We start from the raw sequence: 21,496 nt of genomic DNA, 5'->3' as shown, positions 1-21,496 counted from the left end.
CGAAACGACCGGGCTACGCGCAGCCGGAGACCGCTGTCGTCAGACGGCGGCGGCTTCGTCGCGCTTCGGCAGCACCCATCCCGCACGGGGGAAGTGGCAGGTGTAGCCGTTGGGGTACTTGATCAGGTAGTCCTGGTGCTCCTCCTCGGCCTGCCAGAACGGGCCGGCAGGCTCGATCGTGGTGACGGCCTTCGCGGGCCAGAGGCCGGAGGCGTCGACATCCGCGATCGTGTCGCGCGCGACCGTCTCCTGCTCAGGGGAGAGCGGGAAGATCGCGGAGCGATAGCTCGACCCGACGTCGTTGCCCTGACGGTTCAGGGTCGACGGGTCATGGATCTGGAAGAAGAACGCCAGGATGTCGCGGTAGGTCGTCTGGGCCGGGTCGAACACGATCTCGACCGCCTCGGCGTGACCGGGGTGATTGCGGTAGGTGGCGCGGTCGTTCGAGCCGCCGGTGTAGCCGACCCGCGTGCTGAGCACACCCGGCTGGCGGCGGATCAGGTCTTCCATGCCCCAGAAGCAGCCGCCGGCGAGCACGGCGGTCTCGGTGCCAGGGGTGCGGGTGATGTTTCCCGTGTCGGTCATGACTGCTCCTCAGAGGTGTCGGTGGGGGTGTCGGTGGTGGGGGTGTCCGTCGTCGCGGCGAAGAGGGGACTGTAGCGACCGTACCCCTCCTCCTCCAGACTGGCAGCCGGGATGAAGCGGAGGGCCGCCGAGTTCATGCAGTAGCGCAGTCCGCCCTCGGCGCGGGGCCCGTCGTCGAAGACGTGCCCGAGGTGGCTGTCGGCCCCGGCCGAACGCGCCTCCGTGCGCTTCATCCACAGCGAGCGGTCGGTGCGCGTGGTCACCGCGTCCGCCTCGATGGGCTTGGTGAAGCTCGGCCACCCGGTGCCGCTGTCGAACTTGTCGGTCGACGAGAACAGGGGCTCTCCCGAGACGACGTCGACGTAGATGCCGTCTTCGTGGTTGTTCCAGTACGCGTTGCGGAACGGCGGTTCGGTCGCGTCCTCCTGGGTCACCTCGTACTGCAGGTGGCTGAGGCCGCTGACGGCCTCGGGGGTCTTGCGGTAGTCGTTCGACATGATCTGACTCCTTGTCCGACGTCGCTGGCTGCGGCGTCATAGAAGGAGAACCGACGACCGGCCCGTTTTGGTCCCGTGGCCCTGGGAGCGGGCTGTGAGTTTCCAGGCCTCTCCGACTCGATAGAGTTGCCTCCGCACTGCACACCTGCCGAGGGGAACCGCCCATGTCCGTTGGACTGCTCGCCGTCGTCGATGACATCCTGAGCGCTGCGATGAAGGCGTCGGCGAAGGCGGCCGGCGTCGTGATCGATGACGCCGCGGTCACCCCGCAGTACGTGCAGGGCCTCACACCGGCCAGGGAGCTGCCCGTCGTGGGCAAGATCGCTCTGGGGTCGCTTGCGAACAAGTTCCTGATCATCATCCCGGCCGCCCTGCTGCTCACCGCGTTCGCCCCCTGGGTGCTCCCGTACCTGCTGATCCTGGGTGGCGCGTACCTCTGCTTCGAGGGTGCCGAGAAGGTGCTGGAGTGGTTCGGCGTGCAGCACGGCCACGCCGACGAAGGCGCGCGCGATGAGAAGAAGCTCGTGCTGGGTGCGGTGCGCACCGACCTGATCCTCTCGACCGAGATCATGCTCATCTCACTGGCGAGTCTGGCCAAGGGCCTCGACATCTGGGCGACCCTGGCGATCCTCGCCGTGATCGCGCTTCTGATGACGGGCGTCGTCTACGGCGCCGTCGCGCTGCTGGTGAAGATCGATGACATCGGCCTGAAGATGGCGAAGAACCCGGTGCAGCGCGTGCGTCACACCGGCACCAGGATCGTGCGGTCCATGCCCGCGGTGTTCCGGTTCATCAGCATCCTCGGCACGGTCGCGATGCTGTGGGTCGGTGGCCACCTGGTGCTCGTCAACCTCGGCGAGGTGGGCTGGCACTTCCCGGTCGACATGCTGCACGCCGTGGAGCACGCGCTCCACGGCCTCGGTCCGATCGTGGTCTGGATCGTGGACACGATCATCTCCGCGATCGCCGGTCTTCTTCTGGGACTGGTCATCGTCGGGATCGTGCTGGGCATCGCGCGGCTGTTCGGCAAGACGCCCAACTTCCACGAGGGCGAGGAATCCCCCGCCGACGTGCACGTCTGAGCCTGAGCCTGAGCCTGAGCCTGAGCCTGAGCCTGAGCGTCCGTCGCTATCCGCCGTGCGGGGGATGTGGCCTGTCGTCCGCTCCGGTTTGATCGGAGCATGAGCACCGATCACGCCACACAGCTGCGTCGGACCCGGCGCCTGATCTCCGCCACCGCCATCGTGGGGATCGGTGCGGCCGCGGTCTGGTTCGTCTTCGCCGCCATCGACGAGCCCGGGGGCCAACTCACTGCTGCCGGAGCCACGGCTGCGGGGCTGGGCACCGCCTGGTCAGCGGGTTTCGCCACCATCACCTCCCGACTGAGATCCATCGAGACCGCCTCGACCTCGGCGCGCTGAGTCCACCGGCGAGCGCGACGAAGGTGTCTGTCCGAGGAGACGGCACCCTCACGCCGCGATGTCGTACCGGGCCCTGCCGCCGAGTCTCGGTCTGCGCTCGGGGTCGACGTTCGGCGGCGGGATGAGCCACACCCGCGCGGCGAACCCGCACCCCTCGATCCTGATCTCCCACTCGTTGTCGTGGATGCGGTGGTGACAGCTGTCGCAGAGCAGCACGCCGTTGTCGAGATCGGTCGATCCGCCATCACGTTGCCACCAGCGCAGATGATGCGCCCTGGTCAGTTGCGGGGGCAGCCCGCACATGACACAGCCGCCGTCGCGCTCCACGAGCGCAAGCCTCTGCGCACGGGTGAACAACCGCTTCTCGCGTCCCCAGTCGAGGATCTCGCCTTCACCGCCGAGCACGACGGGGATGATGCCACCGCCCGCCGCCATCCGACGACATGCAGCGATGCTGACCGGCTCGTCGAGGCCGTCGACCGTCGCGAACCCGGCGCCGGTCGTCAGGTCGCCGAGCCCCACACGGACGACGACGGTCGCCCCGGACACCGGCAGCCCGCCGTTGTCGCATCGGCTCGCATGCGTGCAGATCTCTGTGAGCGCGTCGGCCTGGATCATTCCGACCGTGCGACGGTCGGCATCGGGCGCCTCGGGGTCGAGCGCGTGCGCCCGCGTCTGGAACGTCGCCGTGACGTAGGCCTGGATCGCCGCCTTCACGGGAGCCCCGGAGGCGATGTCGGTCTGCAGGGTGAGGTGCAGCGACCCGTCGCGCTCGAACATGGTCAGCGAGCGCCGCGACCGGGCCTCTTCTTCGCGCGGAGCCACACCGTCGGGGTCGAGCCAGGCTGCGGCATGCGCGACGAGCTTGCGCACATCATCGAGCGAGAGCCCCTCGGCACGCTCGACGAGCAGTCGCTCGGCCTCGACGAGGCGGTCGACGCCGACCTTGAGTCGCGCCCGATCGAGCAGGGTCACGATCAGCGCCGCGGATGCCGCACCGAGCACGCCGGCACCGATCGCCCGCTGCACCTCGGGATACCGCGGCGGAAGGGGCTCGCCGATCAGGTTCGCCCGAGGCGCGATCGACTCCCCCACCTTCACGAGCCGCACCGCGTCGCCTGTCGATCCGCCGGTCGTTGCGGCGATCATGGTCGCCGGGCTGCGGAAGCCCTGCTGCTTCGCGAGACCCGCAGCTCCCAGTTCGGGACGCGATTCCCGGGCGATGCTCGCCGCGATCTCGGCGTGGACGCCGTCGAGCCGACGCTGCACCAGCCCCAACGCCCGGTGCGCCTCGAGCAGCTCCGCTCGGGTCAGGTCGCTCGCGTTCGTCGCATCGCCCCACGCGTCTTCGAGGCACTTCACTGCCTCGAGGACGGGGTTCAGATGCGGGTTCGCCATGCCTCCAGTTTAGAACATATATTCGAAGATTCAGAAGGGTTGTGGATAACTCGGGCATCGCGGATGCCGTAATCTCATCGCCATGCCCACGTCCCCGCCCTCGCCGAAGCCGCACAGCACGAAGCGCGACGCCGACCGCTGGTTCCGCGAACAGGGCCTTCCGACGTTCGTGCCGCTGCGGCGCTGGTTCACCGACCTTCCGCGACGCGTCGCGCCCTGATCGCGTGGGTCGCCGTGGCGGCCTATCTCTTCCAGGACGGGATCGAGGTCGTGTTCGACTTCGCCCTCGACGACTCGGCCGAGGAGGCCGCCTTCGTCGTGCTCGTCGCCGTCGTGCTCTTCACGCTCTCGGCAGGGCTCGCCTGGGCCGCCTACTTCCTGGTGCGCGCCGTGCTGCGTCGTCTCCCGATGGGCATCGGCACGGCAGTCGCACTCCTGCTGATCGCCGCCTGCCTCGCCTTCACGATCAGCTACGGCTACAGCGTCCAGCCGGATGCGACCGTCGGTCCGGTCCTGCGGACGATCCTCGTCCTCGCTCTCTGCATCCTGGTCACCGGCATGGGCGGTGGCGCGATGATCTCCTGGGCCTCGCGCCTCGCGGTGCGCTACGCCTCGGCGATCGGACACATGGCCTCGATCGCTCTCCCGGTCATCCTGATGCTGGTCGTGTTCTCCTTCTTCTCGGCCGAGGTGTGGCAGATGGCCTCCGCCCTGTCCTGGGGATCGATCGCCCTGCTCGGCCTCGTCGTCGCCGTGCTCGCCGGCATCGTCGTGCTGCGGGTCAGCGCGTCCGAGATCGACGACGACGCGGAGGCGCTCACAGCGGAACAGCGAAGCGCACTGCTGCTCGGCACCCCCGCCGAAGGGCACCGCCTCCTGCCCGGCGCTCCGGGTCGACTGCGCGCACCACAGCGGATCAACATCCTGCTCGCCATGACCGTCGCGCAGCTGGTGCAGGCGCTGTTCTTCGCGGGTCTCCTCGCGGCGCTGCTGATCGTGATCGGCGGCATCGCGGTCCCCACGGGGGTCGTCGGCATCTGGCTCGGCCCCGGCAGCGCCGCGCAGCCGCTCGCCGTCCAGCCTCTGGAGTTCTTCGGAGCGAAGCTGCCGCTCACTGTGAACCTGCTCAAGGCGGCCACCCTGCTCTCGGTGATCGCGGCCCTGCCGTTCGTGTTCTCCGCCGTGAGCGAGGCCCGCTATCGGGAGCGCTTCTTCGACCCGATCATGGTCGACATGAGGCGCGCGATCCTCGTGCCCGAGGCCGTGAGCGCGAGGCCCGTGGGCTGAGCTGCGTAACTGTTCGGTTGCTTCCCCCCCCCCGGACGCCGGTTCCTCCTGCTAGCGTCGGCGATGCGCACCCGAGCGCCGACGAAGCACGCGCACCCGAAGCGCTGAAGAAGAGAGACCGCCCGCCGATGACAGCCGTGCGAATCAGGGATGCCGAGACCGCCGATCTCGAGACGATCACCGCGATCCACAACCATGCCGTGCTGCACACCACCGCGATCTGGAACGAGGAGGCGGTCGACCTCGCCGACCGCGTCGCCTGGCTCGCCGATCGCACCACCCGCGGCTACCCGGTCATCGTCGCGGTCGACGACACCGGCGTGCTGGGCTACGCGTCATACGCGCAGTGGCGTCCCCACAGCGGCTACCGACTCACGGTCGAGCACTCGGTCTACGTTCTCGGCGGTCAGCACGGTCGCGGCATCGGAACGGCCCTGATGGCCGCGCTCGTCGAGCGCGCCACCGCCGCGGGGATGCACGTGATGATCGCGGGGATCGAGAGCGGGAACGCCGCCTCCATCGCCCTGCACGAACGCCTGGGCTTCGTCGAGGTCGGACGCATGCCGCAGGTGGGCACCAAGTTCGGGCGCTGGCTCGATCTGAGCATGCTGCAGCTGGTGCTCGACGACCGCGTCGAGCCCGACGCCGGTTCCTGACGATGAACCTGCTCGAGTGGTTCGTCGACGCCTTCAACTCGCAGTGGATGCTGCCCGGCGGGCAGACGCTCCTGGTGCGCGAGGTCGTGGGCAACGCGTTCGGTCTCGCGAGTGCACTCGGCGGCATGCGTCGCAAGGTGTGGGCGTGGCCGGTCGGCATCATCGGCAACCTGCTGCTGCTCACGGTGTTCCTGGGCTCCGCACTCAGCCCCGATCCGTCACTGCCGCATCTGCTGGGTCAGGCCGGGCGGCAGATCATGTTCATCGCCGTGGCGATCTACGGCTGGATCCGCTGGCGGAATCTCGACGGCGGACGTGTGGTGCCGCGCTGGGCACCGACGAGCGCGCGCATCGGCATGGTGCTGGTGATGGTCGTCGGCACCGTAGCCCTCACGCCGCTGTTCCGTCTGCTGGGGTCGTGGGAGCCGGTCTGGGCCGACGCCTGGACATTCGTCGGGTCGCTGCTCGCCACCTACGGCATGGCCAAGGGCTGGACCGAGTTCTGGCTGGTCTGGATCGCCGTCGACGTGGTCGGAGTGCCCCTGCTGTTCAGCTCGGGCTACTACGCGACGGGCTTCATGTACGTGTTCTACGGCGTCTTCACCGCGATCGGCTTCGTGATCTGGTGGCGGGCTCAGCGCACCGCCGCGCATCCGATCGAGATCCTGCCGCCCGACCCGAGTCCTCGACGGCCGGAGGACGAGCTCACCTGAGCGCTTCGTCGAGCACCTCGACTCAGTGCTGCACGCGTGCCAGGAACTCTGCGGTGGCGGCGTGCTGCGGGGCATCGAACACCTGAGAGGGCGGGCCCTGCTCGACGACGACGCCGTGCTCGAGGAACACGATGCGGTCGGCGACCTCGCGGGCGAACGACATCTCGTGGGTCGCCATCACGATCGTGGCGCCCTGCTGCTTCAGCTGCCGCACCAGGTCGAGCACCTCGCCGACCAGTTGCGGGTCGAGCGCGCTGGTGATCTCGTCGAGCAGCAGCACCTCGGGCTGCGTGAGGACGGCGCGCACGATCGCCACGCGCTGCTGCTGTCCGCCCGAGAGCCGGTCAGGATACTCGTCGGCCTTGGCGCCGAGACCGAGAGTATCGAGCAGCTCGCGCGCCTTGGCCCGCGCCTCCGTCTTGCGCATGCCGTGCACCCGCACCGCCGCGAGCGTGACGTTGTCGAGCACGGTGAGGTGCGGGAACAGGTTGAAGTGCTGGAACACGACACCGATCCGCGCCCGCACGGCATCGGCGTCGACCCGCGGGTCAGTGATGTCTTCGCCGGACAGGAAGATCTGTCCGTCGTCGATGCCCTCGATGAGGTTCATGGTCTTGAGCAGCGTCGACTTGCCCGAGCCCGAGGCGCCGATCAGCACGACGACCTCGTGCGTGCCGACCGAGAGGTCGATGCCGCGCAGCACGTCGTGGTCGCCGAAGCGCTTGCGCACGCCCCTGGCCTCGATCACGGGGACGCTCATACGACTCCTCCGGCCTGCTCGCGCTTGTTCAGACGCGCCGTGACGACATCGGTCAGGCGGATCATCGGCCAGCTGAGCACGATGAACATGAGGCCGGCGACGACGTAGGGCGTGAAGTTGTAGGTCTCGGCGACCATCAGCTGAGCTGCGCGCACCGCATCGACCGCCCCGAGCACCGAGATCAGGCCGACATCCTTCTGCATCGACACGAAGTCGTTCATGAGGGCGGGGACGACCTTGCGCACACCCTGCGGGATCACGACGATCCGCAGGGTCTGGCCGTGAGTGAGTCCGAGCGAGCGCGCCGCGATGCGCTGCGAGGGGTGCACCGCCTCCATGCCCGCACGGAGCACCTCGGCGACATAGGCCGAGTAGGTCAGGACCAGCGCGATCGTGCCCCAGAACATCGGAGGCATGCGCGGGAAGATCCCCAGCGCGGGGATGCCGAAGCCGACGAGGTAGAGCACGATCAGCAGCGGGATGCCGCGGAAGAAGTCGGTGTAGGCCGCGGCGAGCGCGCGCAGCGGGAAGAACACCGGGCCGCGCAGCGAGCGCATGGTGGCCAGGAGCGTGCCGAGGATCGCGACGCAGACCACGGCGATGACGAGCACCAGCAGGTTGACGAGCAGGCCCTGGAAGATCGGTCCGATGCTCTGGAGTGCGACCTGCGGGTCGAAGAACGTCTGGCTGACGATCGCCCAGCCTGGAGTGTTGACGACGACCACGACCAGCACCGCCAACAGCGCGATGCTGCTGCCGAACGCGATCAGGACGGATCGGGTGGTCGCCCGACGCCGCAGAGCGCGGCGTGACAGCTCGAGCTTGCTCGGCTGCCACTCCGCGTCGACGGAGGTCGAGGTCATTTCAGGACGGGGACGTCGACCGCGTCGCTGAGCCACTTCTGCTGCAGCTCGTCGAGCGTGCCGTTGTCACGCAGGGCGTCGACCGCCTTGGTGACATCGGCCGTGAGGGCTGAGCCCTTGGGCAGCACGATGCCGAAGTCGTCTCCGCCGTTCGCGTCGGCGAACTGTCCGGTGACCACACCATCGTCGAGCTGGGCGCCGACGACGTAGAAGGCGCCGGGGAGGTCGGTGATCATGGCGTCGATCTGACCGCCCTTGAGTGCGAGCACGACGTCGTCGACCGAGTTGAAGACGTTGAGGTCGGCCTCGCCGAGCTGAGCCTTGGCGACCGTGTAGCTGGTGGTGCCACTGGCGACGCCGACCTTGGTGGCCTTGAGCTCGTCGATGGTCGTCGCCGACGCCGCGGGCGAGCCGCCGACCGCGACGACGGCCTGCGTGGTCGTGTAATACGGCGACGAGAAGTCGACGGCCTTCTTGCGGTCGTCGGTGATGGAGAACTGCTGCAGGTTGATGTCCCAGTCCTTGGGGCCGGGCGCGATGGCGCCATCGAAGGTGGTGCGCACCCAGACGATGTCGTCGGCCGTGTAGCCGAGCTGCTCGGCGACGGCGTTGGCGACCGCACCCTCGAAGCCCTCGCCGTTGGAGGGATCGTCGTCGACGAACCACGGCTCGTAGTTGGGCTCACCCGTGGCGATGGTGAGCTTGCCCTCGGTCACGGTCGGAAGTCCCGAGCCGTCTCCGCTGCCGGAGTCGGTCGACGGCGTGCTGCACGCGGAGAGAGTGAGGGCGATGGCGGCGGCCGCAGCGGCGACGACCGTCGCGCGGCGGAGGGAGGGGGCGAAGGGCACGGTGACTCCAGGGCGAGGAAGGGTATGGAGAAGACGGCGAGGCAGGACGGGTCTGCTTCTGCAGAGACGGGTCTGCCTCTACAGAGTAGGCGATGCGGCCAGTCGCCAATCGGCGAAATCGAAACCTGGGGACACGAAGCACGACACCAGGACCTCCTCCGCATCCAGCGGACGGGCGGCCTGCCAGACCCCGGCGGGCACCAGCACCTGCGCGGCGTCGTCGGGGCCGAGCACCACGGCGGTCGCTTCGCCCGGTTCCGCGCCATCGCCGCCGAGGCTCAGCTCGAGTCGCCCAGGTCCGTGCCACAGCCACAGCTCGTCGCTGGTCACGACGTGCCATTCGCTCTTCTCCGATGGACGCAGGAGGTAGTGGATGCAGGTGGCCGCCGGTCGTGGACCGTTCGGCGTCTCGACGGGCAGAGGGCTCGTCCAGGTTCGGCGGAACCAGCCACCCTCGGGGTGCGGGGCGAGGTCGAGCCGCTCGGCGGTCGTGGGGCGCTGTGTCATGAGACACCTCCGGTCTCGGGGGTGACCGCGGCGCGGTCGAAGGAGTCGATCGCGAAACGGACCTCGCCGGAGACGATCGTGGCGGCGGTACGGCCCGCCCCGTGCTCGACGAGTTCGGGAACGGCGTCGGGGCCGGCCGGGACGTCGAAGAACGTCAGGTCGGCGAGCGCCCCCACGGCGAGGTAGCCGGTGCGGTCGGGGCCCACGTCGATCCCCATGGCGTGTGCCCCGCCGAGAGTCGCGGCGCCCAGCAGGCGGGCGTGCAGGTCGCGGTCGGTGTAGCCCTGCGAGCGGGCGATGCGCGCGAGCTCGGCCACGTCGGCCAGCACATCGAGCGATGGGCTCGACGACAGCGAGTCGGTGCCCACGGCGATCGGGCTGCCCTCGCGCAGATACGCCGCGATCGGCGGCTCCTCGAGTCCGATGACGGCGTTCGACCGCGGGCACAGGGCCACGGTCGTGCGGCGCTCGCGCAGGATGGCACGGTCCCTGGCGCTCATGTAGACACCATGGGCGATATGGCAATCGGGCCCGAGCACGCCGAGCTGATCGACGAACTCCGTGGCGCTGGTACCGAATCCGGCCTTGCGCAGCTCCTGGAAGCTGGCGAGCCCCGCGGTATGCCAGGCCTGTGGATGCTCGTGCGCGAACTCGCTCTCGAACGCGGCCTCTCCGAGGTGGATGTGGATGCGCCCGCCGCGCTCGCGCACGATGTCGGGGATCTCCAGGAGCGGCTCGATGTCGAGCGAGTACGGGGCGTGCGGCGAGAGGCCGGTTCCGGGCGGGGTCGGCAGCGCGTCGAGGGCCTGCTCGACCTGGGTGCGTCCGGTGCGCGCCCAGTCGGCGTTGGTCCAGCTCATCACCTCCCAGTAGGTGATGCCGTGCAGCCGGGCGTCGTGCAGAGCGGTCGCCGCCGCACGATCGGTCACCACGTCGGCCACGGCCGTCGTGCCGGAGCGCAGCGCCTGTGCCGCGCCGTCCGCCGCATCCGCCGCCCAGTCGCGACCGCCTTCGTACACCGGGTCGAATGCCCGCACCCAGTCATCGAAACCGTCGTACTGGCCGCGGCCGACCGAGGCCATGCCGGTGTACTGCAAGTGCGTGTGGGCGTTCACGAGTCCGGGGGTCAGCACGCCCGGCCAGTGCACCTCGTCCGCGTCGATACCGCGCTCTGACAGCGATCGGAGCACCCACTCGCGTTCGCCGACATGCATGATCCGCCCCTCGCGCACGGCCACAGCGCCGTCGACGATGGGAGGCGCGGTGATCGGCACCACGAGACCTGCCGAGTAGACGGTGACGGCGGTCATGCGGACTCTCCTCGGAATCGCGGCGAGCGCCACTCGCGCTGCGCGTTGACCTGCGCGCGGCTGCGCTGGTCGATGTGCTCTCCGCGCAGGGCGAGAGCGGCGGTGCCGATCGTGACGTCGGCCTCGGCCGGGAGCGGATGCACGCCGGCGGGCAGTTCGTGGGCGAGAAGGTGCTCGACGGCGAAGAGCTGCACCGAGAACGACAGGTCCATGATCTCGATCGGGTTGCCCTCCCCCGCGGACAGGTTCACACATCCGCCGCGGGCGATCACGAGCGCTCCGGTGCCGGCGCGCTCGACGAAAGCGGAGGCTTCGCCGTTCACACCCTCATACGGTCGCAGCGTCGACGCATCGAGGTCGATCTCGTGCGGGACGCCACCCGCGACCGCGACGATCGCCGCCGTGCGCAGCACCTCGGCGTCGACCGTGTGCGGCGCCCCTGTGGCCGAGACGACGAGCGCACCGGGGGCGAGATCGTGCAGACGTCCGATGCGGTACCCGTCGTGCGCGGCCCTGAGGGCGCGCACCGGATCGGTCTCGCTGACGCCGACCTGCGCGCCGAGCGCACGCAGGTGGGCGGCGACGCCCTCGCCGACGGGCCCGTAGCCGACCACGACCGCCGGCTGGTCACGAAGGTCGATGCCGGCGTCGTCCAACGCGTCGGCGATCGCGAACACGCATGACTGCCCGGTGCCGTATCGGTTGTCGAAGGAGGTCTTGGTCAGGGCGTCGTTCACCGCGATCACGGGGATCTCGAGCACGCCCTCTCGCTCCATGAGCCGCAGCGGTGTGAGGCCACTCGTGGTCTCCTCGGCCGCACCTCGCAGCTGCGGCGCGAGAGACTCCTCATGCGCGAGGCGGATCAGGTGCGAGCCGTCGTCGAGCAGCAGGTCGAAGCCGCGGCGCAGGAACGACACGGCGGCGGCGCGTTCGGCGGCTCCCGAGAGCGAGGGATCGCCGTCGACCGGGATCCCGCGGGAACGCAGCACCTCGGCGACCTCGACGTCGATCTCATCGGGGTGGGCGTAGACGGCGACCGTGGCTCCCGCATCCCGCAGCAGCAGGGCGAGCTGGGCGGTCTTCGGCTCGAGCACCATCGCGATGCCGATGCGCACTCCGCGCACCGTGCCGTTCTCGCGCAGACGCCGCGCACGGTCGGTCGCGACGGGCATATGGCGTCCGGCCGCATCGACGCGATCCTCGGCCCTCTCGCGGGGCGGCAGCGCCTCACCGTCGAGCAGGATCTCGGGCGTCCCTCCCGGCGCGAACACGACCCCCGCGTCGCCGAGATGCGCACCGAGCGCCGGAAGCAGAGCGCGGAGAGCCTCGGCCACGCCATCCGTCCCGATGACCGAGAAGTCCCGGCCCGACACGAGCAGGTTGGTCTCACGGGCGAAGCGGCGCACCAGCCGCTGGGCGGTCACGGTCTCGTCGGTCACCAGTCAAGGGTAGAGCCCGCGGGGGTGGCCGAATGCCAGGGCGAGGCAGACCCGCACCCGGAATGTGTCCGTGCATTTCGGGGACTCTGGATTCGTCCGTGCCCTTCCCCTTTCATGGGGGGCATGACCCGTCAGATCCGCTTCAACGCCTTCGACATGAACTGCGTCGCCCACCAGTCGTCCGGCCTGTGGCGGCACCCCGACGACCGCTCGCGCCAGTACAACACCATCTCGTACTGGACGGAGCTTGCGAAGCTGCTGGAGAGCGCGACCTTCGACGGCATCTTCATCGCCGACGTGCTCGGCACCTATGACGTGTACGGCGGCACGAACGAGGCCGCTATCCGCAACGGCGCGCAGGTGCCGGTGAACGACCCGATCCTGCTGGTGAGCGCGATGGCCGCGGTCACCGAGAACCTGGGCTTCGGCATCACGGCCGGCACCGCGTTCGAGCACCCCTACCCGTTCGCGCGCCGGTTGAGCACCCTCGACCACCTCACGCAGGGCCGCGTCGGCTGGAACGTCGTGACCGGATACCTGCCCAGCGCCGCACGCAACATGGGCCAGGAGGACCAACTCGCCCACGATGACCGCTACGACCACGCGGACGAGTACGTCGAGGTGCTCTACAAGCTCTGGGAGGGGTCGTGGGAGGACGACGCCGTGGTCGAGGACCGCGAGCGCGGCATCTTCACCGACCCGGCCAAGGTGCACCCGATCGGGCATGAGGGGAAGCACTTCAGCGTGCCCGGCATCCATATCGCCGAGCCCTCGCCACAGCGCACGCCGGTGATCTACCAGGCCGGTGCAAGTCCGCGCGGCGTGAAGTTCGCGGCCGAGAACGCCGAGGCCATCTTCGTCGCCGCCCCCTCGAAGGAGGTGCTCGCCGGAACGGTCAGGCGCATTCGCGACGCCCTCGAGGCGGCAGGACGCGACCGGTACGACGCGCGCATCTACACGCTGCTCACCGTGATCACCGCCGCCACCGCCGAAGAGGCGACGGCGAAGCACGCGGAGTACCTCTCCTATGCGAGCCCCGAGGGTGCCCTGACGTTCATGTCGGGGTGGATGGGCGTGGATCTGTCGCAGTACGCCGAGGACGAGCCGGTCGGGAACGTCGAGTCGAACGCGATCCAGTCGGTTCTGCAGCACCTGAAGGAAGAGGCCGACCTCGGCCGCGAATGGACCGTCGGCGACTTCGGACGCCACAACGCGATCGGCGGCCTCGGCCCCACGATCGTCGGGTCCGGCGTCGAGATCGCCGACGAGCTGCAGTCCTGGGTCGAGGCGACCGACATCGACGGCTTCAACCTCGCCTACGCGGTCACCCCCGGCACCTGGCAGGACATCATCGAGCACGTGATCCCGGTGCTGCGCGAGCGCGGCGCCTATCCCGAGGAGTACGTGCCGGGCACTCTTCGCAACAAGCTCCACGGCCGCGGCGACCGGGTGCAGGACACGCACCGCGCCGCGAAGTACCGCGTCGGGGCGTTCGCCCGGGCGTGAGAGGAGACGTCAGTCGTCGCTGCGGCTGAAGATCCCGCGGAGTACCAGGAAGACCACGACCGCGACGACGGCGACGATCATGAGCTTGAAGATGAAGGCCAGCACCGAGAACAGCGCGCTCACGATCCACCACGCGATCACGACGGCGAGGATGACGCCGAGGATGGTCCAGATGTTCTTGGTCATGCCTCCAGCCTACGGAGTCGCGGCTGAGGGAATCTCGTCGAGCGACCGGTAGACGGGAAGTCCGAGCTCCTGCGCGATCTCGGCGTCCTTGTCCGCACCCGACGACTCCCCCGGCAGACGCAGCACGGCATCGCAGTGCTGCAGCAGGCGAGGTCGCGCAGCTGCTGCGCCGAGTACCCCACCCGTCGCCCGAGCGCGACCGTGGTCATCACATGCTTTGGAGGGTTTGTCATGATCTTCCCCATCCTTTCGGCATCAGAGTCCACATAAGCACGTGGGGTTCATCATTGAGGGATGGAGATGCAGGAGATCATCGAGACGGTCCGTGGCTCCCGGCAGCGTGCCGAACGGCGGGCGGGATGAGCATGTCCACTGCGCAGGGCATGACCGAGACCGAGCGACGGATCGTCGCGGTGTGGGCGGCCGACTGCGCGGAACGGGTGCTGCCCCTGTTCGACGCGGAGGCACCCGACGACGACCGCGCGCGCGACGCCATCGCGCGAGCTCGAGCCTTCGCACGGGGTGAGCTCACGGCCGCGGGAGAGATCCGTCGCCGCTTCGTCGCGGGCCGGGCCGCCCACAGCGCCGCTTCACCCGCGGGGGTCGCCGCAGCCCGCTCGGCCGCCCAGGCCGCAGGGGTCGCGCACATGGGTGCCCATGCGCTCGGAGCCGCCGCCTACGCCGTGAAGGCCGTGGAGCTCACGCCGCCGGAGGGCCCGGATGCCCGCGCCGCCGAGGTGCGGTGGCAGCTCGCCGCCCTGTCGCCCGAGGTCGCATCCGCACTCCGGAGACTGCCTCCCCTCGGCTCCGACACCGCGGGCCCCCTCGGCCCGGGCCTGCTCGCCTCCGGCACGCTCGGGGAGGTGATCCGCGAGATCCAGGCCGCTGTCGGCGCCTGAGGCTCACGACCCGCTTCAGCCCCGATTCAGCGTCGAGCGGCCACACTGGAGGCATGCGGATCCTGGTGGTGGACGACGAAGTGCGTCTGGCCGAGGGCGTGCGCCGCGGCCTGGAGGCCGAGGGGTTCGCCGTCGACGTGGCACACAACGGCGTCGACGGACTCTGGCGCGCGCGCGAGACACGCTACGACGCGATCGTGCTCGACCTGATGATGCCGGGCATGAGCGGCTGGAAGGTGTGCGAGGCGCTCAGGGCCGAAGAGAACTGGACCCCCGTGCTGATGCTCACGGCGAAGGACGGCGAGTGGGACCAGGTCGAAGCGCTCGAGACCGGGGCCGACGACTACGTCACCAAGCCCTTCTCTTTCGCGATCCTCGTCGCGCGCCTGCGTGCTCTCGTGCGGCGCGGAGCCGTCGCGCGTCCGGCGATCCTGGAAGCGGGCGATCTGCGGCTCGATCCCGCAGCGCACCGGGTCTGGCGGGGCGAGACTCCCGTGAGCCTGACCGCTCGGGAGTTCTCGGTGCTCGAGTACCTGATGCGTCATCGCGGCCAGGTGCTGTCGAAGCGCACCCTCATCGACGGCGTCTGGGACGACGACTTCGACGGCGATCCCAACATCGTCGAGGTCTACGTCGGGCACCTGCGCCGCAAGCTCGACAAGCCGTTCGGACGCGAGGCGATCGAGACCATCCGCGGAGCGGGCTACCGGCTGGCGGCCGACGGTGGCTAGTCGCAGCTGGCGCTCCGTGCGCGGCAGGACCACGCTCGGCGCCACCGTCGTCGTCGCCGTCGCACTCCTCATCGGCGCCTTCTCGTTCTACGGCGTGCTCAGCGCCAGCATCCACGGCAGCACCGAGCGCGCGGCGGAACAGCGCCTCGAAGAGCTCACCGAACGCGCGGGCGGCCCCGGCGGCAAGGACATCGATGCGCTCGACGACGAGATCCTGCAGATCATCGGTGCGGACGGTTCGGTGCGCGCCGCCAGCGAAGACGCCAGGGAGAAGCTCGGGTCGACACCCCTCCCCGTCGACGACGATCCGCAGACGACCACTGTCGACGGAGAGACCGTCCTCGTCGTCTCGGAGGACATCGAGCGCGACCAGACCCTCGTGCTCGCCGTCTCGATGGAGGACGATGCCGAGACCCTCGCGACGGTCGCGACGCTGCTGGCCATCGCCCTCCCCCTGCTTCTGCTGCTCGTCGCCGTGACCACATGGTCGGTGGTCGGCCGGGCCCTCCGCCCGGTCGAGCTCATCCGCGAAGAGGTCGACGGCATCACCGCAGAGCGCCTGCACCAGCGGGTACCGGTGCCGGAGACCGCCGATGAGATCGCCGCGCTCGCGACGACCATGAACGGCATGCTCGATCGGCTCGACGCGGCGGCCACCGCGCAGCGGCGCTTCGTCTCGGACGCTTCCCACGAGCTGCGCTCGCCCCTCGCGACGATCCGTCAGCATGCCGAACTGGCCCAGGCCCATCCCGATGTGACGAGCATCGGCGAACTCGCCGAGGTGGTGTCGGAGGAGGGACTGCGCCTGCAGGGCATCGTCGAATCACTGCTGCTCCTCGCCCGCCTGGATGAGGGAGCGAGCACCCATGACGAGGCGGTCGACCTCGACGACATCGCCCTCGGCGAGGTGCGCCGGCTCCGGGCCGCGGGAATCGACGTCGACGGCTCCGGGATCCACGCCGCCCGGGTGCACGGCGACCCGCGACTGCTCGGGCAGCTGGTGCGAAACCTCGCCGACAACGCCGTGCGCCACAGCCGCGGGCGCGTCGCGATCGGGGTGACGCCATCGGACGGATACGTGTTCGTCACGATCGAGGACGACGGCACCGGGGTGCCGGCCGAGGAGCGGGAGCGGATCTTCGAACGCTTCGTCCGCCTCGACGAGGCCCGCAGCCGCGACGCCGGAGGCAGCGGATTGGGCCTCGCGATCGCCCGCGGCATCGCCGCCAGCGGCCACGGAACCCTCACGGTCGACGACTCCCGCTGGGGTGGTGCGCGCTTCGTGCTCACCCTGCCCCTCGGCGCCTGACCAGACGGACCCGAGGTTCCTGAAGAGGTCTTCAGGACGCTTCAGGGAGGCTTCAGCGCCCGCGGGAGACCATCGAGACATGGACGACAAGACACCCACCCCCGACCAGACGCCCGCTCCTGACCAGACGCCGCAGAGCACTCCGGATGCCGAGACCGTGCCGGTGACCCCGCCCCCGACGCCCGGCGCGGAGGCCCCGATCGCGGGCTCCGGACAGCACCCGGTCTTCCCCGCCGCAGAAGCCGTGCCCGCTCCCGCGACATCCGCATCGAAGCCCGGCCGCACGCGCGCGCTCCTCATCGGCGGAGGCATCGCTGCCGCCGTCGTCCTGGCGGGTGGCGGCGTCGCGGTCGGCGCGGCGATCGGCGACGAGTTCGGCGACGACGATCGCTCGTCGATGTCCGACGACGGCCCCCGCCACGATGCGGATGACCACGGTCCGCGCGGCGACGACCGCGGAGACGACGACCGCGGCAACGCCCCCTCGAGCGGCCGCGGCCCGGTGACCGGAATCGGCGCGGCATCTGCCGACGAGCTCATCGAGATCGCCGACGCCGCGCGGGGAGCAGGCGACGGCGAGGTCACCTCGATCGACGCGAAGCGCGACGGCACCTGGGAGGTGCAGCTGACCACAGCCGCCGGGGCGGAGACCGAGGTCCGGGTCGACGAGGCCCTGGTCGCATCCGTCACCTCCACCGACGCGGCCGACGGTGACGACACCGGCCCCGCGCTCACCCTCGACGACGAGACGATCCGCGCCCTGGTCTCCGCCGCACTCGCCGAGGCCGAGGGGATGATCACCGACCTCGATGTCGACGGCGACGACGTGAGCCCCTACGACGCCTCGGTGCTCACCTCGGACAACCGCTCGATCGACATCGACTTCAGCGCCGACTTCGCCGTCGTCGGAACCGACATCGACTGAGCAGATCAGGGCCGCGTCCTGTCGGGCGGACCCGAGACGCCCGGCTCGACGGTGCCGCCGCTCCCACCCGGGGGCGGCGGCATCGTCGCATCCACCGGGCCTCGAAGCCGATTAGCATTCAAGAATGACGAACTCCGATCCGATCGACGACATCTCCATCGGCGGTGAGGTGATCCGCCTCGGGCAGTTCCTCAAGTTCGCCGGACTCCTCGACTCGGGCGGCGACGCCAAAGAGGTCATCATCGACGGGTACGTCACGGTGAACGACGAGATCGACCGCCGCCGAGGACGCCAGTTGCGCGACGGCGACCTGGTGTCGTTCGAGGGACGAACGGTCCGCGTCCGCCCGTGACCGTCTGACTCCTCGTCAGCCGCCGCTCACGCAGGCTTCACATCCACTCGAGCATCTGCTCGATCAGGATGCCCACGCCGATGACGGTCATGGCTATGCCGGCGATCCGCGTGACCACCGAACTCGCGCGGGGCCGGGTGCGCAGCAGTCGACGGGCGAGCAGACCGACCGTCGTGTAGACGATCGCGATGTTGAGCAGGTGCAGTCCGCCCAGCGCGAGCATCTGCGTCGTCGACGGCCAGCCATTCGGACTCGTGAACTGCGGCAGCAGGGCGAGGAGCAGCAGGAGCCCCTTCGGGTTGATGCCGCTGACACCGGATCCGCGCAGGAACTGCCCCCACCCTCCGGTCGCGATCGGCTCGCCGCTCTCCGCGATCGGAGCCGGACGGCTGGCCAGGGTCGTGGCTCCGAGGAAGATCAGGTAGAGCGCACCGACCACCGTCAGGGTCGTGAGGGTGACGGGATACGCGGTGACCAGCGCGCCGAGACCGAGAGCGACGGCGACGATCACGACGGTGTATCCGGCGATCATCCCGAGGATCGACGGTGCGATGGAGCGGGCACGCAGGCCTGCCGAGATCGCATACGCCCAGTCGGCGCCGGGGGTCAGCGCGAGCATGACGGCGACCACCCAGAACTGCATCACCAGAGCGATATCCATCGGTTCTCCTCAATCCGAGGAAGAGACTACGAAGGATCAAGCGAAAGGTGCTCCGATTCTTCGCGCCATCCGCGCCTTCACCTGCAAGAATTGTCGTCATGGACGCACTCGATCGGGAGATCCTCTCTCTGCTGCAGGATGACGGCCGGATGAGCGCGACCCACCTCGCCTCGCAGGTCGGCCTGAGCCTGTCCGCCTGCCATCGCCGACTCAAAGAGCTGGAGCAGTCCGGCGCGATCGAGCGGTACCGCGCGGTGGTCGCCCCGGCAGCGGTCGGCCTCACCTTCGAGGCCATCGTCTTCGTGACGATCGGGCGCACCGACAAGGACACGATCGTGGCGTTCGAAGAGGCCGTCGTGGCGATCCCCGCGGTCGTCGAGGCGCAGCGTCTGTTCGGCGACCCCGACTACATGCTGCGCATCCTCACCCGCGACATGGGCGCCTACCAGGAGCTCTACGACAACACCCTCGGCGCCCTGCCCGGCGTGCAGCGTCTCACCTCGACCATGGTGATGAAGCGGCTCGGGGCCGATCGAGCCGTGCCGATCCCCTGACGCAGCAAGGACAGCGCCGGCGCTCTGATCAGACCGCGACAGCGCTGATCGATGCGTGCGGACGGCGTCCGTCCTGCACCCGGGCGTCGCTGTCGACCACGCGGAAGCCGGCGCGCTCCAGCAGCACGGACAGCCCCTCGACTGACCAGTAGTGCGCCGTCGTGACGGCATGCGGGAAGGGCTCTCCGTCGACCCCGGCGAAGAACCCGACCAACAAGGCTCCCCCGTCGCGGAGAACGCGTCGAGCATGGGCGAGGAGGACCGCGAGCTCATCCGGCCCTGCGTGGATCAGCGAGTACCAGGCGAGCACGCCGCCGAGGGAGCCCGACGCGACGCCGACGTCCGTCAGCGATGCCACCCGATACGCAACGTGCGGGAACCGCGCGCAGGCACCGGCGACGAACTCCGGCACCAGGTCGATGCCTTCGGCGTCGATCCCTCGTTCGGCGAGGAACGCGGTCCAGTGCCCCGGGCCGCACCCGGCATCGAGGATGCGCCCGTCGACCGCATTCGCCCAGCCCCCGATGCGCTCCCGGTCGACCTCGTCCATCTGCCCGATGTCGCCGAACAGCTGCGTGTACTCGGCGGCACGTGCGGCGTATCCGTCTCGGATGCGCCGGTCACTCCCTGAGTCGTCCACCACGGCTCTCCCCTCAGCGTCCATTCGCGATCACCGTCGTCCACGGTATCCGGCTCCCGCAGCAGCACCCCCTCGACGCCCGGACACGACGACCGATACTGTCTGGTCATGACTACGACCGACGCGCCGGTGCGCTCACCTCGTTGGCACCTTCTCGGTTCGCTGCCCTTCGCGGCGGCCGCGCTCGTCCTCGTGAACGGGCTCTACATCTTCCTGGTGGCGCTCGGGAACATCACCGACTACGGCACCAACTTCGATTTCGTGCAGCACGTCTTGGCGATGGACACCACGAACTTCGGCCAGGAGGCCGGCAAGGGGCTCGATCCCGACGTGATGTGGCGGGCGATCGACAACCCTGTGCTGTGGAACATCGCCTACATCGGCGTGATCATCTGGGAGTCGCTGAGCGCGATCGTCCTGATCGTCGCGGTCGTGTTCTTCGTGCGCGGATTCCTCGGCCACGGCTTCCACGCCGCCCGCGTGTGGTCGTCGATCGGGCTGGTGATGATCATCCTCCTCTTCGTGGGCGGGTTCATCTCGATCGGCGGCGAGTGGTTCCAGATGTGGCGCTCCACCTCGTGGAACGGACTCGACCCCGCCTTCCGCAACTCGATTATCGCCGGCATCGGCCTGGTGCTGCTGCACCTCCCCTCGCCCCGCTGGGACGACACCGCACCGCGTCGCGACGCCTCTCGCTGATCGAGGTCGCTGCATCGACCCGGGTTCAGTCGCGGAGAATCGAGTGCTGCTCGCCCTTCGCCGGCGGTGTGTATGCGCAGGTGTCACCCGCACACAACTGCGGCTTGCGCCGCGCGAAGCGCTGGGCGACAACGCATCCCAGGCAGATCCCGAAGGCTGTCTCCAGGTACAGCAGGAGAAGACACACCCCGCAGATCACCTGAGCGACGATCGTCGGCAGGCCCAACCATCCCAAGCTGAAGCACCCCGCGAGGGACATTCCGAACCCCATGCCCCAGGCAAGGATCTTCGACCGCGCCTCCACCCACTCCGGGCGCTGCGGGCGAGTGATCAGCGCACCCAGGATGAGCGTAGGAGTGAAAACTGTTCCGACGAACACCGCAGCATCATCTCGATGGCGAACACGATTCCGAAGATCCGCATCGGCTGCAGGTCACCGGTGATCACACTCCAGAGCCACGCCGAGAAACCAGCCAGGAACAAGATCCCCGCTGACGCTCGAACCGCGCGTTCGTTCACGACCGGAGTGTCGATGCCCTCGACCCACTGACCGACGACGGGTTGTTCCTTCACGGGCTGAGATGAGCGCATGGACGAAATAATACCCCGGGGGGTATAATCGGAATCACTTCGATCCAAGGAAAGGTGCAGGAGATGTGCGCTCGCGTGACGTGTGGCCAGTGCGGTAAAGCAACGTGGGAAGGTTGCGGTCAGCATGTGGAGGAGGCGCTCTACGGGGTCCCCGACGAT

Annotated in this window: 28 protein-coding genes; 14 read left to right on the top strand and 14 right to left on the bottom strand. The window is 69.2% G+C overall.

Translation table 11 applies throughout. The features are described 5' to 3' along the window. Positions 1 to 39: 39 nt before the first annotated feature. Both msrA and msrB read right to left on the bottom strand, forming a co-directional pair. Complete coding sequence (msrA, locus tag KY497_RS03995; protein ID WP_218682752.1) at positions 40 to 585, bottom strand: peptide-methionine (S)-S-oxide reductase MsrA; 546 nt, start codon at positions 583 to 585, stop codon at positions 40 to 42. Continuing rightward, positions 582 to 1,082, bottom strand: coding sequence for a peptide-methionine (R)-S-oxide reductase MsrB (gene msrB / locus KY497_RS03990; RefSeq protein ID WP_055871267.1), 501 nt, complete (start codon positions 1,080 to 1,082; stop codon positions 582 to 584). The genes msrA and msrB overlap by 4 nt, the downstream gene beginning before the upstream one ends. A gap of 164 nt (positions 1,083 to 1,246) precedes the next feature. On the opposite strand from msrB, the gene KY497_RS03985 reads away from it, so the two are divergent. Beyond that, positions 1,247 to 2,164, top strand: coding sequence for a DUF808 domain-containing protein (locus KY497_RS03985; RefSeq protein ID WP_219869873.1), 918 nt, complete (start codon positions 1,247 to 1,249; stop codon positions 2,162 to 2,164). Between the two features lie 99 nt (positions 2,165 to 2,263). Further along, positions 2,264 to 2,503, top strand: coding sequence for a hypothetical protein (locus tag KY497_RS03980; RefSeq protein WP_219869872.1), 240 nt, complete (start codon positions 2,264 to 2,266; stop codon positions 2,501 to 2,503). A 48-nt stretch (positions 2,504 to 2,551) separates the two neighbouring features. Here KY497_RS03980 and KY497_RS03975 read toward each other — a convergent pair whose 3' ends face one another. Next, positions 2,552 to 3,901: an HNH endonuclease signature motif containing protein gene (locus tag KY497_RS03975; protein ID WP_219869871.1), complete on the bottom strand. Its 1,350-nt coding sequence runs from the start codon at positions 3,899 to 3,901 to the stop codon at positions 2,552 to 2,554. A gap of 82 nt (positions 3,902 to 3,983) precedes the next feature. On the opposite strand from KY497_RS03975, the gene KY497_RS03970 reads away from it, so the two are divergent. From KY497_RS03970 to pnuC, 4 genes are all read left to right on the top strand, one after another. Beyond that, positions 3,984 to 4,121, top strand: a complete 138-nt coding sequence (locus KY497_RS03970; RefSeq protein ID WP_218682475.1) for a hypothetical protein — start codon at positions 3,984 to 3,986, stop codon at positions 4,119 to 4,121. Positions 4,122 to 4,135: 14 nt separating this feature from the next. After that, on the top strand, positions 4,136 to 5,188 hold the full coding sequence (locus KY497_RS03965) for a hypothetical protein (protein ID WP_219869870.1): 1,053 nt from the start codon (positions 4,136 to 4,138) through the stop codon (positions 5,186 to 5,188). 128 nt (positions 5,189 to 5,316) lie between these two features. Further along, positions 5,317 to 5,844 carry a GNAT family N-acetyltransferase gene (locus KY497_RS03960; RefSeq protein ID WP_055871278.1) on the top strand — a complete coding sequence of 176 codons (528 nt, stop codon included), beginning with the start codon at positions 5,317 to 5,319 and terminating at the stop codon, positions 5,842 to 5,844. A 2-nt stretch (positions 5,845 to 5,846) separates the two neighbouring features. Further along, positions 5,847 to 6,557, top strand: coding sequence for a nicotinamide riboside transporter PnuC (pnuC, locus tag KY497_RS03955; protein WP_219869869.1), 711 nt, complete (start codon positions 5,847 to 5,849; stop codon positions 6,555 to 6,557). A gap of 22 nt (positions 6,558 to 6,579) precedes the next feature. Here the strand turns inward: pnuC and KY497_RS03950 are convergent, their stop codons facing one another. The 6 genes from KY497_RS03950 to KY497_RS03925 all read right to left on the bottom strand — a co-directional run bounded on the left by KY497_RS03950 (position 6,580) and on the right by KY497_RS03925 (position 12,284). Then, positions 6,580 to 7,317 carry an amino acid ABC transporter ATP-binding protein gene (locus tag KY497_RS03950; RefSeq protein ID WP_055871285.1) on the bottom strand — a complete coding sequence of 246 codons (738 nt, stop codon included), beginning with the start codon at positions 7,315 to 7,317 and terminating at the stop codon, positions 6,580 to 6,582. Further along, positions 7,314 to 8,180: an amino acid ABC transporter permease gene (locus tag KY497_RS03945; RefSeq protein WP_219869868.1), complete on the bottom strand. Its 867-nt coding sequence runs from the start codon at positions 8,178 to 8,180 to the stop codon at positions 7,314 to 7,316. The genes KY497_RS03950 and KY497_RS03945 overlap by 4 nt, the downstream gene beginning before the upstream one ends. After that, positions 8,177 to 9,028 (bottom strand): ABC transporter substrate-binding protein, encoded by an 852-nt coding sequence (locus KY497_RS03940; RefSeq protein WP_055871287.1) that lies wholly within the window; start codon positions 9,026 to 9,028, stop codon positions 8,177 to 8,179. Before KY497_RS03940 ends, KY497_RS03945 begins: the two co-directional genes overlap by 4 nt. Before the next feature lie 78 nt (positions 9,029 to 9,106). Further along, the gene (locus KY497_RS03935) at positions 9,107 to 9,535 is read right to left on the bottom strand and encodes a cupin domain-containing protein (RefSeq protein ID WP_055871295.1); all 429 of its coding nucleotides are present in this window, start codon (positions 9,533 to 9,535) and stop codon (positions 9,107 to 9,109) included. Continuing rightward, positions 9,532 to 10,845 (bottom strand): amidohydrolase family protein, encoded by a 1,314-nt coding sequence (locus tag KY497_RS03930; protein WP_055871297.1) that lies wholly within the window; start codon positions 10,843 to 10,845, stop codon positions 9,532 to 9,534. The genes KY497_RS03935 and KY497_RS03930 overlap by 4 nt, the downstream gene beginning before the upstream one ends. Continuing rightward, on the bottom strand, positions 10,842 to 12,284 hold the full coding sequence (locus KY497_RS03925) for an adenosylhomocysteinase (RefSeq protein ID WP_219869867.1): 1,443 nt from the start codon (positions 12,282 to 12,284) through the stop codon (positions 10,842 to 10,844). Before KY497_RS03925 ends, KY497_RS03930 begins: the two co-directional genes overlap by 4 nt. 123 nt (positions 12,285 to 12,407) lie before the next feature. On the opposite strand from KY497_RS03925, the gene KY497_RS03920 reads away from it, so the two are divergent. Further along, on the top strand, positions 12,408 to 13,790 hold the full coding sequence (locus tag KY497_RS03920) for an LLM class flavin-dependent oxidoreductase (protein WP_219869866.1): 1,383 nt from the start codon (positions 12,408 to 12,410) through the stop codon (positions 13,788 to 13,790). 9 nt (positions 13,791 to 13,799) lie between these two features. Here the strand turns inward: KY497_RS03920 and KY497_RS03915 are convergent, their stop codons facing one another. Next, positions 13,800 to 13,976 carry a hypothetical protein gene (locus tag KY497_RS03915; protein ID WP_055871313.1) on the bottom strand — a complete coding sequence of 59 codons (177 nt, stop codon included), beginning with the start codon at positions 13,974 to 13,976 and terminating at the stop codon, positions 13,800 to 13,802. A gap of 365 nt (positions 13,977 to 14,341) precedes the next feature. On the opposite strand from KY497_RS03915, the gene KY497_RS03905 reads away from it, so the two are divergent. The 5 genes from KY497_RS03905 to KY497_RS03885 all read left to right on the top strand — a co-directional run bounded on the left by KY497_RS03905 (position 14,342) and on the right by KY497_RS03885 (position 18,192). After that, positions 14,342 to 14,875 carry a putative immunity protein gene (locus KY497_RS03905; RefSeq protein WP_219870295.1) on the top strand — a complete coding sequence of 178 codons (534 nt, stop codon included), beginning with the start codon at positions 14,342 to 14,344 and terminating at the stop codon, positions 14,873 to 14,875. A 53-nt stretch (positions 14,876 to 14,928) separates the two neighbouring features. Next, entirely contained in the window at positions 14,929 to 15,606 is a 678-nt protein-coding gene (locus tag KY497_RS03900) for a response regulator transcription factor (RefSeq protein WP_017829831.1), read from the top strand. Further along, positions 15,599 to 16,915 carry a cell wall metabolism sensor histidine kinase WalK gene (locus tag KY497_RS03895; RefSeq protein ID WP_055875182.1) on the top strand — a complete coding sequence of 439 codons (1,317 nt, stop codon included), beginning with the start codon at positions 15,599 to 15,601 and terminating at the stop codon, positions 16,913 to 16,915. Before KY497_RS03900 ends, KY497_RS03895 begins: the two co-directional genes overlap by 8 nt. Positions 16,916 to 16,994: 79 nt before the next feature. Then, positions 16,995 to 17,840, top strand: a complete 846-nt coding sequence (locus KY497_RS03890; protein ID WP_219869865.1) for a hypothetical protein — start codon at positions 16,995 to 16,997, stop codon at positions 17,838 to 17,840. 124 nt (positions 17,841 to 17,964) lie between these two features. Next, positions 17,965 to 18,192 carry an RNA-binding S4 domain-containing protein gene (locus KY497_RS03885; protein ID WP_219869864.1) on the top strand — a complete coding sequence of 76 codons (228 nt, stop codon included), beginning with the start codon at positions 17,965 to 17,967 and terminating at the stop codon, positions 18,190 to 18,192. A 37-nt stretch (positions 18,193 to 18,229) separates the two neighbouring features. Here KY497_RS03885 and KY497_RS03880 read toward each other — a convergent pair whose 3' ends face one another. Further along, on the bottom strand, positions 18,230 to 18,853 hold the full coding sequence (locus KY497_RS03880) for a LysE family translocator (RefSeq protein WP_219869863.1): 624 nt from the start codon (positions 18,851 to 18,853) through the stop codon (positions 18,230 to 18,232). A gap of 98 nt (positions 18,854 to 18,951) precedes the next feature. Between KY497_RS03880 and KY497_RS03875 the strand changes: the two genes are divergently transcribed. Beyond that, complete coding sequence (locus tag KY497_RS03875; RefSeq protein ID WP_017829836.1) at positions 18,952 to 19,407, top strand: Lrp/AsnC family transcriptional regulator; 456 nt, start codon at positions 18,952 to 18,954, stop codon at positions 19,405 to 19,407. Between the two features lie 28 nt (positions 19,408 to 19,435). Here the strand turns inward: KY497_RS03875 and KY497_RS03870 are convergent, their stop codons facing one another. After that, a complete protein-coding gene (locus KY497_RS03870; RefSeq protein ID WP_218682347.1) occupies positions 19,436 to 20,050 on the bottom strand; it encodes a trans-aconitate 2-methyltransferase in 615 nt (204 codons plus the stop codon). A gap of 105 nt (positions 20,051 to 20,155) precedes the next feature. On the opposite strand from KY497_RS03870, the gene KY497_RS03865 reads away from it, so the two are divergent. Beyond that, positions 20,156 to 20,746 (top strand): DUF2165 domain-containing protein, encoded by a 591-nt coding sequence (locus tag KY497_RS03865; protein ID WP_219869862.1) that lies wholly within the window; start codon positions 20,156 to 20,158, stop codon positions 20,744 to 20,746. Between the two features lie 25 nt (positions 20,747 to 20,771). Here KY497_RS03865 and KY497_RS16940 read toward each other — a convergent pair whose 3' ends face one another. After that, on the bottom strand, positions 20,772 to 21,125 hold the full coding sequence (locus KY497_RS16940) for a DUF4395 family protein (protein ID WP_219869861.1): 354 nt from the start codon (positions 21,123 to 21,125) through the stop codon (positions 20,772 to 20,774). Then, positions 21,077 to 21,463 (bottom strand): hypothetical protein, encoded by a 387-nt coding sequence (locus KY497_RS03855; protein WP_219870374.1) that lies wholly within the window; start codon positions 21,461 to 21,463, stop codon positions 21,077 to 21,079. Before KY497_RS03855 ends, KY497_RS16940 begins: the two co-directional genes overlap by 49 nt. Positions 21,464 to 21,496: the final 33 nt, after the last annotated feature.

Origin of the sequence: Microbacterium sp. PAMC22086 (genome assembly GCF_019443525.1) — a bacterium.
Taxonomy (GTDB): domain Bacteria; phylum Actinomycetota; class Actinomycetes; order Actinomycetales; family Microbacteriaceae; genus Microbacterium; species Microbacterium maritypicum.
This window is presented reverse-complemented; position numbering and strand designations above follow the sequence as displayed.

What these genes read in the sequence shown, in the direction of transcription:
- KY497_RS03880 (WP_219869863.1), bottom strand. Translation starts at nt 18,853, where the DNA reads ATGGATATCGCTCTGGTGATGCAGTTCTGGGTGGTCGCCGTCATGCTC.
- KY497_RS03935 (WP_055871295.1), bottom strand. Translation starts at nt 9,535, where the DNA reads ATGACACAGCGCCCCACGACCGCCGAGCGGCTCGACCTCGCCCCGCAC.
- KY497_RS03985 (WP_219869873.1), top strand. Translation starts at nt 1,247, where the DNA reads ATGTCCGTTGGACTGCTCGCCGTCGTCGATGACATCCTGAGCGCTGCG.
- KY497_RS03980 (WP_219869872.1), top strand. Translation starts at nt 2,264, where the DNA reads ATGAGCACCGATCACGCCACACAGCTGCGTCGGACCCGGCGCCTGATC.
- KY497_RS03855 (WP_219870374.1), bottom strand. Translation starts at nt 21,463, where the DNA reads ATGCTGACCGCAACCTTCCCACGTTGCTTTACCGCACTGGCCACACGT.
- KY497_RS03970 (WP_218682475.1), top strand. Translation starts at nt 3,984, where the DNA reads ATGCCCACGTCCCCGCCCTCGCCGAAGCCGCACAGCACGAAGCGCGAC.
- pnuC (WP_219869869.1), top strand. Translation starts at nt 5,847, where the DNA reads ATGAACCTGCTCGAGTGGTTCGTCGACGCCTTCAACTCGCAGTGGATG.
- KY497_RS03930 (WP_055871297.1), bottom strand. Translation starts at nt 10,845, where the DNA reads ATGACCGCCGTCACCGTCTACTCGGCAGGTCTCGTGGTGCCGATCACC.
- msrB (WP_055871267.1), bottom strand. Translation starts at nt 1,082, where the DNA reads ATGTCGAACGACTACCGCAAGACCCCCGAGGCCGTCAGCGGCCTCAGC.
- KY497_RS03960 (WP_055871278.1), top strand. Translation starts at nt 5,317, where the DNA reads ATGACAGCCGTGCGAATCAGGGATGCCGAGACCGCCGATCTCGAGACG.
- KY497_RS03915 (WP_055871313.1), bottom strand. Translation starts at nt 13,976, where the DNA reads ATGACCAAGAACATCTGGACCATCCTCGGCGTCATCCTCGCCGTCGTG.
- KY497_RS03885 (WP_219869864.1), top strand. Translation starts at nt 17,965, where the DNA reads ATGACGAACTCCGATCCGATCGACGACATCTCCATCGGCGGTGAGGTG.
- KY497_RS03950 (WP_055871285.1), bottom strand. Translation starts at nt 7,317, where the DNA reads ATGAGCGTCCCCGTGATCGAGGCCAGGGGCGTGCGCAAGCGCTTCGGC.
- KY497_RS03900 (WP_017829831.1), top strand. Translation starts at nt 14,929, where the DNA reads ATGCGGATCCTGGTGGTGGACGACGAAGTGCGTCTGGCCGAGGGCGTG.
- KY497_RS03975 (WP_219869871.1), bottom strand. Translation starts at nt 3,901, where the DNA reads ATGGCGAACCCGCATCTGAACCCCGTCCTCGAGGCAGTGAAGTGCCTC.
- KY497_RS03875 (WP_017829836.1), top strand. Translation starts at nt 18,952, where the DNA reads ATGGACGCACTCGATCGGGAGATCCTCTCTCTGCTGCAGGATGACGGC.
- KY497_RS03905 (WP_219870295.1), top strand. Translation starts at nt 14,342, where the DNA reads ATGTCCACTGCGCAGGGCATGACCGAGACCGAGCGACGGATCGTCGCG.
- KY497_RS03890 (WP_219869865.1), top strand. Translation starts at nt 16,995, where the DNA reads ATGGACGACAAGACACCCACCCCCGACCAGACGCCCGCTCCTGACCAG.
- msrA (WP_218682752.1), bottom strand. Translation starts at nt 585, where the DNA reads ATGACCGACACGGGAAACATCACCCGCACCCCTGGCACCGAGACCGCC.
- KY497_RS03865 (WP_219869862.1), top strand. Translation starts at nt 20,156, where the DNA reads ATGACTACGACCGACGCGCCGGTGCGCTCACCTCGTTGGCACCTTCTC.
- KY497_RS03920 (WP_219869866.1), top strand. Translation starts at nt 12,408, where the DNA reads ATGACCCGTCAGATCCGCTTCAACGCCTTCGACATGAACTGCGTCGCC.
- KY497_RS03945 (WP_219869868.1), bottom strand. Translation starts at nt 8,180, where the DNA reads ATGACCTCGACCTCCGTCGACGCGGAGTGGCAGCCGAGCAAGCTCGAG.